Raw genomic sequence first — 11,930 nt, forward strand, 5'->3', positions numbered from 1 at the left:
ATGCCAATGATGGGTTCGGACGGCAGAAAACTGGTCCTGTCCGAAAAGGAAGGGCCACAAAGACCGCAACATTGCTTTGAAAAGGATGAAACATATGCGAGCTTATGATTTTGCACCTCTCTATCGCGCGACTGTCGGGTTCGACCGAGTTGCTGACCTGATGGATCGGGTTCTCTCGAGCGACGTGAATACGTCGACATACCCACCTTACAACATCGAGAAGACCGATGACGACGCATACCGTATTTCGGTTGCTGTTGCCGGGTTTGGCGAAGAAGATCTTACAGTCGAGCAGCGCGAAAACGCTTTAATCGTGTCGGCCAAGAAAGCCGAAGGCGAAGATCAGCGTACATATCTGCACCGTGGTATCGCGACCCGTGCGTTTGAGCGTCGGTTCCATCTCGCTGACCATGTCCGGGTGACTGGTGCGACACATGCCAACGGTATGCTGAACATCGATCTGGCCCGCGAAGTCCCCGAGGCGCTGAAACCGCGCCAAATCCAGATCGACAGTAAAGCGTCTGTCGATGCCAAGGCGATTGAAGCCTAAGGCAGTTCCCCTCACGACAGAGCTTTTGCGCGGCCTTCACGGCCGCGCTTTTCTTTTTAGATCCGCCTCAGAACCATTGGCCGGGTTCGATAAACCCCAGTTCCAGAAGTTGAAGCGAACTCCATTCGAACTTGGTAGAATTGTCCCACCAGAAATGCGGAATACTATACATTGATCCGGGGTTGGTCAGCAGCGCCTTGGCGGTCCGAAAAGACGCGATGGACCCCGTTATGTTGTGATGCCATTTGCAGGCATAGGTGTTGTATTCGTCGATGTTAAAGCGGTGATCGCTTGAAATCTTCAATCCCTCTTCAGCGCGGAACAAACCGATGCGGTCAATCCGCCTTTTGTCTGCCGGTATGTGGTCTTCGAAGCGCCATCTCAGCCCTCCGTAAAAATCGTATTGACGTTCGCATGTGCCACCGGTGTCGTCACGCCGAGCCAATGCGTAGTAGCCCGCGCGGTCAAAGTGGGCGCCGTCCACGGTGACGCCATTTGGATGTGCGCCCAGATCGGAGGAATAGAGATCCAGAACACAGGTCAACATGCCGCGCCGACGCTCTTCACCATGAAACGCGACCAACTCTGACACGCTGCGCGTTTCGCAGAACGGGTAGAAGAGGTATTCGGCGTTATAGCAATAATGCAGCCACACATCCGGCGCGACGCTGATCATCCCATTTATTGCCTCAACCGCATTAGTAGCGCTATGCGAAACAAGGTGCACCGATCCGTCGTCCATCGCTGGCAGTAGGTCGGGCAGTCCACAGACGATGACATCGCTAAACCCAAGCTTCTGGCAATGGGTGACCGTCGATCGCACCTCGGCTGTATCCTCGACAAACACCATCGCGTATGGGCCCGAGGGGGATAGATGGGTGCGAGCGTCCGCCAGAAATGCCTGAAGCGATGGGTGGTGCATGGCCTGTCCTGATTGATGCTTGATTTTGCAAGATCAGCGAAAGGACATTCAATTGCAACGCCGGGATGAGTGGGGTACATGCCAGCGATCACCCTTTTCAGAGGATCGTGCCATGGCTGGGCCGAAAAAGCTGTTTATCAAAACCTATGGCTGTCAGATGAATGTCTATGACAGCGAGCGGATGTCCGAAGCGTTGAGCACGCGCGGGTATGAGCAGACTGATGCTATGGATCAGGCCGACATGATCCTTCTGAACACCTGCCATATTCGCGAGAAAGCAGCGGAAAAGGTGTATTCTGAACTTGGTCGTCTGCGGCCTTTGAAGGATGGAAATCCCGATCTGAAGATAGGTGTTGCTGGCTGTGTGGCGCAAGCCGAGGGTGAGGAGATTGTGCGGAGGCAGCCTTTGGTCGATTTCGTTGTGGGGCCGCAGTCCTATGACCGCCTGCCTGCAATGCTGGATCAGTTGGATCGGGGCGAAATCGCGCTCGAAACTGAATTTCCTGTGGCCGACAAGTTCGACAAGCTGCCAGCTCGGTCCCGTCCTTCGCGCGGTCCTTCAGCTTTTTTGACAGTTCAGGAGGGATGCGACAAATTCTGCGCGTTTTGCGTGGTGCCGTACACCCGAGGTGCGGAATTCAGTCGTCCGACAGAACGCGTTCTTGGCGAAGCCCGTGAACTTGTGGATCGGGGGGTGCGCGAAATCACCCTGCTGGGGCAGAACGTAAATGCCTACCGTGGTCATCCCGGGGGATTGTCCGGCCTGATCTGGGAGCTTTCGGAAATTGATGGCCTGGACCGCATTCGGTTCACCACCAGCCATCCGAACGATATGGACGACGCGCTGATCGATGCCCACGGGACCTGTGAAAAGCTGATGCCCTACCTGCATCTGCCGGTACAATCCGGATCCGACCAGATCCTCAAGGCGATGAACCGAAAGCACACAGCTCAGGGCTACATTGCATTGATTCGGCGAATTCGCGCGGCGCGGCCTGATATCTTGTTATCCGGGGACTTCATTGTCGGGTTTCCGGGAGAAACCGACGAGGATTTTGAGGCGACAATGTCTCTCGTTAGAACAGTGCGGTACGGTCAGGCGTATTCGTTCAAGTACTCCGCGCGTCCTGGGACGCCCGCCGCGGAGAAAGAGTCCGTGCCTGACGATATTTCTTCGGAGCGGTTGCAACGCCTTCAGGCCCTGCTGACCGAGCAGCAACGCGCCATTCAGGACAGCATGGTCGGTCGAGAGGTGAAAGTCCTCTTCGAAAAGACAGGTCGCCTAGAAGGTCAACTCATTGGAAAGTCGGAATACTTACATGCGGTTCATGCCGATGCACCCGCCGACAATATTGGCCAGATCCGCACCGTACGGATCGTCGAGAGCGTCCGAAACTCTCTCAAAGGGGAACTGGTGGGCTAGGTGTCCAGGTTTTTCGTCTCAATTTTATGAAGATTACTCCCTTCCAGCTTGCGTATCCGAAAGGGGCTTGGCACCATCCCCTAACACGCCAACGCAGGAGAGCGGATTGACATCAAGCACCCTGACCCCACCGCAGGTGGCGGACGCAGACCACGAAGTGTTGTTGGAATTTCCTGATAACAGGTTGCTGATTGATCTATGTGGCGAGTTTGATCGGAACCTTGCGCAGGTCGAGCAGACTCTCGGCGTGCAAATTATTCGCCGTGGAAACCAGTTAGCTGTTATGGGCGAAGCGCGCGAAGAGGCGGGCCAGACATTAAATGCGCTCTATAACCGCTTGGAGTCAGGCCGTGAGATAGAGCCTGCCGATATCGAAGCGGAAATCCGCATGGGCGGATCTGGTGCCGAAACCGGTGTGCGCGACGGTGATCAGATCGAGATGTTTAAGGGCGGGCAGGTCGAGATCAAAACCCGCAAAAAGACCGTGGAGCCGCGAACACAGGCGCAGAAGGCCTACGTGACCTCGCTTTTTCAGAATGAGCTTGCGTTCGGGATCGGGCCCGCTGGTACGGGCAAGACCTATCTGGCGGTCGCGGTTGGCGTCTCGATGTTTCTGACAGGGCAGGTTGATCGGATCATTTTAAGTCGCCCGGCTGTCGAAGCCGGGGAGCGGTTGGGATTTTTGCCCGGCGATATGAAAGACAAAGTCGATCCCTATATGCAGCCGCTCTATGATGCGTTGAACGACTTTTTGCCGAGCAAGCAGGTCGCCAAGCTCATCGAGGACAAGAAGATCGAAATTGCCCCTCTGGCCTTCATGCGTGGTCGGACGTTATCCAACGCCTTCGTCGTTCTTGATGAGGCACAAAACGCGACCACGATGCAGATGAAAATGTTCCTTACGCGGTTGGGCGAGGGATCTCGCATGGTGATCACAGGCGATCGCAGTCAGGTGGATTTGCCACGCGGCGTGAAATCCGGTCTGCGCGATGCCGAAGATTTGCTCAACAACGTCAAAGGCGTCAGCTTCAACTATTTCACGTCGAAGGACGTGGTGCGACATCCGCTGGTGGCGCGCATCATTGAGGCCTACGACAAGGCTGATGCGGCGAAATAGGAATCCGGACCAATTGCGCTTTTCCGCCGGATGTTCAGATGTCTGACGCAAAAAACAATAACGGATTGGATATCCTTGTAGAGGACGCGCGTTGGCAGGACGCTGAGATCACTCGGATTGCTGGTCGTGCAGCCGCCGCAACAATTCAGTATTTGAAATTGAAAACTCCAGAGATCAGTCTTCTTGCCTGTGATGACGACCGGATCGCCCTTCTGAACGCCGAGTTTCGAGGAAAAGCCGTTCCGACAAATGTTTTGTCGTGGCCCTCTGTTGACAGGGCTGCTGATGTGGACGGCGCTATGCCGGATCTAACCTTCGATGAGGCCGAAGAGCTTGGTGACATCGCGATAGCCTATGACATCTGCCATGACGAGGCGGCCGCATTAAAACGCTCCTTCGATGATCATGCGACGCACTTGATTGTCCACGGCATTCTGCATCTGTTGGGTTTCGACCACATTCGTGATCAAGATGCTGCCCTTATGGAAGGGCTGGAGACACGCATACTTGCAAAATTGGGTATCTGTGATCCATATATTGTTTAAGGCCTATCCCGGCCTGGATTTGGAAAAGGACCGATGGGCGAAGAGAACGACGGCTCGTCTATTGCCGCGCAAAGCGCGCAAGACAAGAAATCACCGGACACTCAGGCCCCAGACGGCGTGTTCAAACGACTTTTGGCAACCCTGATGGGTACGACTTCTGAGGCGCGGAAAGGCGCGTCCGATGACGTAAACGGTGTCGCGGTGCCGAAGAAAATAGGCCTCGGCAATCTCGACGTGAAGCGGGTCGAGGATGTCGCAACCCCCCGCGCCGAGATCATTTCAGTCCCCGTAACGATCGAGTTGGACGAACTTGTGAAGGTATTTCGGGAAAGTGGCCTGACCCGTTTGCCACTTTTTGAGGAAACTCTCGATACGCCGGTCGGTATGATCCATCTAAAAGACTTGTCCTTGAAACATGGATTCAACGGGCAAAAGAGTGATTTCACCTTGCGCGACATGGCACGGCCGGTGCTGTTCGTTCCGCCCTCTATGCCCATAGGGGTTCTGTTACAGAAAATGCAGTCCGAACGGACTCATATGGCGCTGGTCATCGATGAGTATGGTGGCGTTGACGGGCTTGTTACGATCGAGGATCTGATTGAGCAGGTTCTTGGCGAGATTGAAGATGAGCATGACGTCGATGAGGACGCGCTATGGCTGCAGGAGCGGGCCGGAAGTTATCTTGTTCAGGCTCGCGCGCCACTTGCTGACTTCGAAGAGCAAAGCGGCATACGGCTGTCTGACGACGAAATGGACGAAGAGGTAGACACGCTTGGCGGTTTGGTTTTCATGCTTTCCGGTCGCGTTCCTACGCGGGGCGAGGTTGTAAAGCATCCTTCGGGCGCCGAGTTTGAGATCGTCGACGCCGACCCTCGCCGCATCAAGCGGTTGCGGGTGCTATTGCCGTCAGAGGGTGGGCGCACATAGGAATGCCCGGTTTCGACGCGGCCTTCTCGCCGGATAAGGCTCGATCTTGGCGTGTTTCACTTATTTCTCTCGCTCTTGGGGTATGTGCTGCACTGGGCCAAGCCCCCTGGTCGCTTTGGTGGATCAGTCTGCCAGCCTTCTTAGGCGCGTTTCTTCTTTACAAACGGACCTTTGATGCGGGCCAGGCGGCGTGGCGAGGCTGGCTGTTTGGCGTCGGGTATTTTGGGTTGGCGCTGTTTTGGATCGTGGAACCGTTCTTGGTAGACATCGCACGGCACGGATGGATGGCGCCCTTCGCGCTGATATTTCTAAGCGGCGGCTTGGCATTGCTATGGGCAGCCACTTGGGCCGTTTCCCGAAGGATCGGCGGCGTCGGCGTGCTCGTTATCATTTGGGTGGCCGTCGAAATGCTCCGGTCCGTACTCTTCACCGGCTTTCCGTGGGCTACAATCGGTCATATCTGGATCGGGACGCCGGTGATGCAGATGGCGGCTTTTGGTGGGGCGCCGCTTTTGAGCTTGATCGCACTGGGTATTGTGGGCGCGTTATTTCTGCCTCGCCGAACGGTTGCCATCGGCATCGCCGCGACGATTTTCACCACAACTTGGACAATTGGATTAGTCATCCTCATCTCTCAGCAACCTACGAAGATGGAAAAGACGGTCCGTCTTGTTCAACCGAACGCCGCGCAGCATCTGAAATGGAAGTCCGAGATGATTCCGGTGTTCTTTCAGAGGCAGCTTTCGATGACGTCCCTGAAAGGCGATCCCGATGCCATCATATGGCCGGAAACGTCTATCGCCTATCGACTAGATCGCGCCGAACCCGCATTGTCTTTGATGGCCGAGGCCGCTGCTGGCACGCCTCTTGTCTTCGGTGCGAACGCTTTCGTGGACGGTGCATATCGAAATACGCTCGTCGTGATGGATGAAACAGGTTCCTTGTCAGAACGGTACGACAAGCATCATCTCGTTCCTTTTGGTGAGTACGTCCCCTTTGGAGATCTGCTTGGCCAGCTTGGCATCGCCGGGCTTGCAGCACGAGATGGGGGTGGATTCGCACCCGGGCCTGGTCCGCAATTGGTTGAGATACCGGGACTTGGCAAAGCCCTGCCTTTAATTTGCTACGAGCTGATCTTTCCTCGAAATCTCCGCAACGTTCCGCGTGCTGACTACATTTTGCAAATCACGAACGACGCTTGGTTCGGAGAAATCTCCGGCCCGTATCAGCATTTGGCTCAGGCCATGTTACGGGCAGTTGAGCAGGGTCTGCCATTGATCCGAGCGGCCAACACTGGTGTGTCGGCCGTCATCGATCCCGTGGGCCGGGTCATTGCCAATACGCCATTGAACCGGGAGGGGTATCTTGATGCCGATCTGCCAAATCCCAATCCTGTGACATTCTACTCAGAATGGGGTGACTGGCCGATGCGGATTGTGTTGCTGATTTCGCTCTGCGGCGTTCTCGTCACACGAATACGTGCACATGATTGACGTTGAACCGGTCTGCCTGTAGGCCGCTCTGACATTATCGTCACAACGGCTTCCTGGCGTGACGATCAACTTTTCCAACGGAGCACTCCCCATGCCACGTAGCGACTATCTATTTACCTCGGAATCCGTGTCCGAGGGTCATCCCGATAAAGTGTGTGACAGGATCTCGGATGCGGTCCTCGATGCGTTTCTTTCCGAAGAGCCCGAAGCGCGGGTCGCTGCAGAGACCTTTGCCACCACTAACCGGGTCGTCATCGGTGGCGAGGTTGGGTTATCCGATCAGAATAAGCTCAGTGAGTACATGGGGCGGATCGATGAGATCGCTCGCGCGTGCATCCGCGATATTGGATACGAGCAGGACAAATTTCATTGGAAGACGGTCGAGATCACCAATCTTCTGCATGAGCAGTCCGCGCACATTGCTCAAGGCGTTGATGCGTCGAATGAGAAAGATGAGGGCGCCGGCGATCAGGGTATCATGTTCGGTTACGCAGTTGATGAGACGCCGGAACTTATGCCTGCTCCAATTCACTACGCCCATGCTATTCTGCGGCGGCTGGCAGAGGTCCGGAAGAGCGGTAAGGAACCGACACTCGGGCCGGATGCCAAATCTCAGCTGACTGTTCGGTATGAGAACGGGCAGCCCGTTGGTATAGGTTCTGTCGTCCTGTCGACCCAGCATCTGGACGAGAAGATGACGTCAGCTGATGTTCGGAGCCTCGTTGAGCCGTATATTCGGGAGGTCTTGCCTGAGGGGTGGTTGAACGCGGATACCACTTGGTGGGTCAATCCAACCGGTAAGTTTGTCATTGGTGGTCCAGATGGGGACGCCGGTCTGACTGGACGTAAGATCATTGTCGACACGTATGGTGGTGCGGCACCCCATGGTGGCGGCGCGTTCTCGGGGAAAGACCCGACCAAAGTGGACCGCTCTGCGGCCTATGCTGCGCGCTACCTTGCGAAAAACGTGGTGGCAGCCGGATTGGCGCGCCGTTGTACCATTCAGCTCAGCTATGCGATCGGGGTCGCCGAGCCGCTTTCCATCTACTGCGACACTCACGGCACAGGGACCGTGGCGGATGATACCATCGAACGGGTGATCCCACAGCTGATGGACCTGACACCACGCGGAATTCGCGAGCATCTGGATCTTAATAAACCAATTTATCAGCGGACGGCGGCCTATGGGCATTTCGGTCGAGCGCCTGACGAGGACGGTGGTTTCGGTTGGGAACGCAGGGATCTGGTAGACGCGCTAACCGCAGCGGTCTGATTGGACCTATGACCGAGAAGCATCCAACCGGTGCACCGTGGCGTAATTTCTACGGACGGATGAAGGGGAAAACGCTTCATTCCGCGCAAGTGAGGTATCTCGAAGAAGACCTCGAAGCGCTGTCTCCGGGACCCGTTACGTGGGAAGACAACCCTGATCGCACGCCATTGGACATGACAGCCCGGTTCGGGGGTCATCCGGTTTGGCTCGAAATCGGGTTCGGAAGTGGCGAGCATCTGGTTCATCAAGCGGCTGCCAACCCTGAGGTTCGCTTTATTGGGTGCGAGCCGTTCATCAACGGTGTCGCGACCCTTTTGGGTAAGATCCGGCGCGCTGGTGTCAGCAATATCTCGGTACATCCGGGGGATGCACGCGACCTTTTTGATGTGCTGCCGTCTGGCTCGATCAGCAAAGCCTACCTGCTATATCCCGATCCGTGGCCAAAGGCGCGTCACCACCGCAGGCGGTTTGTGACACCAGAACATCTTGAGCCACTGGTTCATGCCATGAAACCGGGATCGGAGTTCCGTGTGGCGACAGATATCCCTGACTACGTGCGTCAGACCCTTCAAGAGGTACCTCGAGCTGGGTTTGAATGGCAGGCGGAAAGTCCAAAGGACTGGCGGGACCCATGGGGGGACTGGCTCTCAACACGTTATGAACAAAAGGCTTTGCGCGAAGGTCGTCGGCCGCATTATCTGACATTCAGGACGCATTTGGCTGGCTAGCCGCGATGGACCTCGGGTTTGGGTTGGGCTATCCCGAACGGCGACACATCGAAAGAAAGAGCCCCATGTCCAGCCACGGCACCCCCATTCCTATGAGCTCGCACAAATCCGGACCCCTCACGGGCGTGGCGAATGTACCGGGTGACAAATCGATCAGCCACCGCAGCCTTATTTTTGGCGCGATGGCTGTTGGCGAGACCCAGATTACTGGCCTGCTGGAGGGCGAGGATGTCTTGGACACCGCAAAGGCCATGCGGCAGTTCGGCGCCGAGGTGACCGATCTCGGCTCGGGGGAGTGGTCCGTACATGGTGTCGGTGTCGGCGGTTTCGCAGAACCCGATCAGGTCATTGATTGCGGTAATTCTGGCACCGGAGTTCGCCTGATTATGGGGGCGATGGCCACCTCGCCGATTGCAGCGACATTCACCGGCGACGCCTCCCTCAACAAGCGACCCATGGGACGGGTTACGGATCCTCTTGCCCTCTTTGGTTGTCAGACATACGGGCGCAGCGGTGGGCGCTTACCACTCACGCTGATCGGCGCCGCTGAGCCTGTTCCGACGCGCTACACCGTTCCCATGCCATCTGCGCAGGTGAAGTCAGCCGTCCTTCTGGCTGGCCTCAATACACCTGGTGAAACAGTGGTCATCGAACAAGAGGCGACGCGGGATCACACGGAGCGTATGCTGACAGGCTTTGGCGCATCGATTAAAACGGAAGAGACAAAAGAGGGGCGCGTTATCACGCTGCAGGGTCTGCCAGAGTTGGTGCCCCAAACCATCACGGTGCCACGCGATCCAAGCTCTGCTGCGTTTCCCGTTGCTGTTGGTTTGATCGTCGATGGGTCAGACGTGCTGGTGCCGGGGATCGGACTGAACCCGACCCGTTCGGGGCTGTTCACGACCCTACGCGAAATGGGCGCTGATCTCACTTATGAGAATGAGCGCATCGAAGGGGGAGAGCCTGTTGCGGACCTGCGGGCGCGGTTCTCGACCCTGAAAGGGATTGAGGTTCCGCCGGAACGGGCGGCCTCCATGATCGACGAATATCCAATCCTGTCGGTGGTCGCGTCCTTTGCAGAAGGTAAAACCATAATGCGCGGTGTAAAAGAACTTCGGGTCAAGGAGAGTGACCGCATTGACGCGATGGCACGTGGTCTTGAGGCCTGCGGTGTTGAGGTCGAAGAGGACGAAGACACGATGATTGTCCACGGGATGGGGCCGGGTGGCGTTCCCGGCGGCGGAACCTGTGCCACGCATCTCGACCACCGCATCGCGATGTCCTTTATATGTTTGGGATTAGCGTGCAAGAACCCTGTGAAGATTGACGACGGTGGCCCGATTGCCACGTCTTTCCCCATATTTGAAAAGCTTATGAAAGACCTTGGCGCCACCATTCTGCGCGCGAATTCATGAGGGGGCTGACGTGGGGCTGTGCGGGTTTAACTGCGCTGCTCTATGGTGGCCTGTCTTACTTCAGCTTTGGACCTTTGCGGCGGGAAGCGAATGGTTTGCTGGGCTTTGACTTGCAGACTTTTGGCTTTGAGGCCATCGCGGGGCTGGATTACCTGACCGTACTTTCTCCGGTGGGGCGCGCACTGTATCTATCGACGGTCTGGCCCCTTGATACAGCGTTCATCGTCGCTTTGACGTGCCTCTTCGCGTTGGTCACGCGGAAGATGCCGCATCGACTGGCGATTATTGTCGCTACGTTGGCCTTTGCGGCATTTGATTTGACCGAAAACGCGACCGTGGCCAGTGTAATGCGGGTTCCGGTGGAAGTCGTGACACCAGATGTCATCACATTGATTGGAACGTTTACGACGCTGAAGTTTTTGACACTGACGCTTGCGGTCGTACTTTTGCTGGCCGCGCTGATGAGGAGACGGTTCAATGCTTGAGGGTGGATGCCTGTGTGGCGCCGTTCGATATGCCGTCAGCGGTGAGCTACGCCCGATCATTGCGTGCCATTGCGCGCAGTGCAGAAAGACGAGCGGTTACCACGTCGCGGCGACCTCTTGCGCCCGGGAGCATCTCGAAGTCGACGGAGAGGTGTCTTGGTACCGTTCTTCTGAAACCGCGCAACGGGGGTTCTGCGGCATCTGCGGTTCGAATCTTTTTTGGACGGGCCCGGGCACCCATACATCGATTTTTGCGGGGACACTTGATGAGACCGGGGACTTAAAGATCGCAGGGCATATCTTCTGTGCGGATAAGGGGGATTACTACGAAATTCCCGACGGCGTTCCAAAGGCGGAACAAGATGATCCGGCGTTGACCACTCAAGTCCAAGGTGAATCATGATCTTTACGGTCGCGATAGATGGCCCTGCAGCCGCCGGAAAAGGCACGATCTCCAAACAGGTCGCGGCACGCTTCGGTTTTGCACATCTCGACACCGGGTTGATCTACCGGGCGACAGCCGCGCGGGTTCTTGAAGGCGAGGATCCGTTGAAAGCCGCAGGCGGGTTGCGACCATCGGATCTGGAGCGGGACGATCTGCGGACCCCGAAGGTCGCCCAAGCCGCGTCAAAGGTGGCTGCAATCTCCGAAGTTCGTGAGGTTTTGGTCGCCTTCCAGCGAAGCTTTGCAACACGAGATGGCGGCGCGGTTTTAGATGGGCGAGATATCGGGACAGTCATCTGTCCGGACGCGGATGTAAAACTCTACGTAACAGCCTCAGACGCTGTGCGGGCCAAAAGGCGGTTCGCAGAGCTTTCGCCGAAAAATCCGGATTTGACCGAAGAGGGCGTTTTGCAAGATCTCATGGTTCGGGACAAACGCGACCGGGAACGGGTGACCGCACCCATGCGGGCGGCTTATGATGCGCTTCAACTCGACACATCAGAGATGTCGATCGAACAAGCGGTCGCCGCCGCAATTTCTGCCATCGAAGAGAAGCTGCCGCAGCCTCAAGCTGATCTTTAGGTGGTGAAAAAACCTTCCACGAAGGC

The 11,930-nt window shown here is 56.4% G+C and carries 13 protein-coding genes and 1 riboswitch; of the genes, 12 read left to right on the plus strand and 1 reads right to left on the minus strand.

What is annotated here, in order from left to right:
- Positions 1-94 precede the first annotated feature (94 nt).
- Positions 95-550: an Hsp20 family protein gene (locus tag KIN_RS00750; protein WP_159804059.1), complete on the plus strand. Its 456-nt coding sequence runs from the start codon at positions 95-97 to the stop codon at positions 548-550.
- A 67-nt stretch (positions 551-617) separates the two neighbouring features.
- Here KIN_RS00750 and KIN_RS00755 read toward each other — a convergent pair whose 3' ends face one another.
- Positions 618-1,472, minus strand: coding sequence for a hypothetical protein (locus KIN_RS00755; RefSeq protein ID WP_159804060.1), 855 nt, complete (start codon positions 1,470-1,472; stop codon positions 618-620).
- Positions 1,473-1,584: 112 nt separating this feature from the next.
- Here KIN_RS00755 and miaB point away from each other — a divergent pair, with 112 nt between their 5' ends.
- The 11 genes from miaB (at position 1,585) to KIN_RS00810 (ending at position 11,904) form a co-directional block, all read left to right on the plus strand.
- Complete coding sequence (gene miaB, locus KIN_RS00760) at positions 1,585-2,895, plus strand: tRNA (N6-isopentenyl adenosine(37)-C2)-methylthiotransferase MiaB (protein WP_159804061.1); 1,311 nt, start codon at positions 1,585-1,587, stop codon at positions 2,893-2,895.
- A 106-nt stretch (positions 2,896-3,001) separates the two neighbouring features.
- On the plus strand, positions 3,002-4,012 hold the full coding sequence (locus tag KIN_RS00765) for a PhoH family protein (RefSeq protein ID WP_159804062.1): 1,011 nt from the start codon (positions 3,002-3,004) through the stop codon (positions 4,010-4,012).
- A gap of 38 nt (positions 4,013-4,050) precedes the next feature.
- The gene (ybeY, locus tag KIN_RS00770) at positions 4,051-4,557 is read left to right on the plus strand and encodes an rRNA maturation RNase YbeY (protein WP_159804063.1); all 507 of its coding nucleotides are present in this window, start codon (positions 4,051-4,053) and stop codon (positions 4,555-4,557) included.
- Positions 4,558-4,590: 33 nt separating this feature from the next.
- On the plus strand, positions 4,591-5,484 hold the full coding sequence (locus KIN_RS00775; protein ID WP_159804064.1) for a hemolysin family protein: 894 nt from the start codon (positions 4,591-4,593) through the stop codon (positions 5,482-5,484).
- Positions 5,485-5,486: 2 nt separating this feature from the next.
- Positions 5,487-6,977 carry an apolipoprotein N-acyltransferase gene (lnt, locus tag KIN_RS00780; RefSeq protein WP_159804065.1) on the plus strand — a complete coding sequence of 497 codons (1,491 nt, stop codon included), beginning with the start codon at positions 5,487-5,489 and terminating at the stop codon, positions 6,975-6,977.
- 34 nt (positions 6,978-7,011) lie between these two features.
- Positions 7,012-7,062: riboswitch (SAM-SAH riboswitch) on the plus strand.
- 6 nt (positions 7,063-7,068) lie between these two features.
- Positions 7,069-8,250, plus strand: coding sequence for a methionine adenosyltransferase (gene metK / locus KIN_RS00785; protein ID WP_159804066.1), 1,182 nt, complete (start codon positions 7,069-7,071; stop codon positions 8,248-8,250).
- An 8-nt stretch (positions 8,251-8,258) separates the two neighbouring features.
- Positions 8,259-8,978 carry a tRNA (guanine(46)-N(7))-methyltransferase TrmB gene (trmB, locus tag KIN_RS00790; RefSeq protein WP_159804067.1) on the plus strand — a complete coding sequence of 240 codons (720 nt, stop codon included), beginning with the start codon at positions 8,259-8,261 and terminating at the stop codon, positions 8,976-8,978.
- A gap of 65 nt (positions 8,979-9,043) precedes the next feature.
- Positions 9,044-10,393 (plus strand): 3-phosphoshikimate 1-carboxyvinyltransferase, encoded by a 1,350-nt coding sequence (gene aroA / locus KIN_RS00795; RefSeq protein ID WP_159805280.1) that lies wholly within the window; start codon positions 9,044-9,046, stop codon positions 10,391-10,393.
- The gene (locus KIN_RS00800) at positions 10,390-10,878 is read left to right on the plus strand and encodes a hypothetical protein (protein WP_159804068.1); all 489 of its coding nucleotides are present in this window, start codon (positions 10,390-10,392) and stop codon (positions 10,876-10,878) included. Before aroA ends, KIN_RS00800 begins: the two co-directional genes overlap by 4 nt.
- The gene (locus KIN_RS00805) at positions 10,871-11,281 is read left to right on the plus strand and encodes a GFA family protein (protein ID WP_159804069.1); all 411 of its coding nucleotides are present in this window, start codon (positions 10,871-10,873) and stop codon (positions 11,279-11,281) included. The genes KIN_RS00800 and KIN_RS00805 overlap by 8 nt, the downstream gene beginning before the upstream one ends.
- The gene (locus KIN_RS00810) at positions 11,278-11,904 is read left to right on the plus strand and encodes a (d)CMP kinase (protein ID WP_159804070.1); all 627 of its coding nucleotides are present in this window, start codon (positions 11,278-11,280) and stop codon (positions 11,902-11,904) included. The genes KIN_RS00805 and KIN_RS00810 overlap by 4 nt, the downstream gene beginning before the upstream one ends.
- Positions 11,905-11,930: the final 26 nt, after the last annotated feature.

This window comes from Litoreibacter roseus (assembly GCF_009811795.1).
GTDB classification, from domain to species: domain Bacteria; phylum Pseudomonadota; class Alphaproteobacteria; order Rhodobacterales; family Rhodobacteraceae; genus Litoreibacter; species Litoreibacter roseus.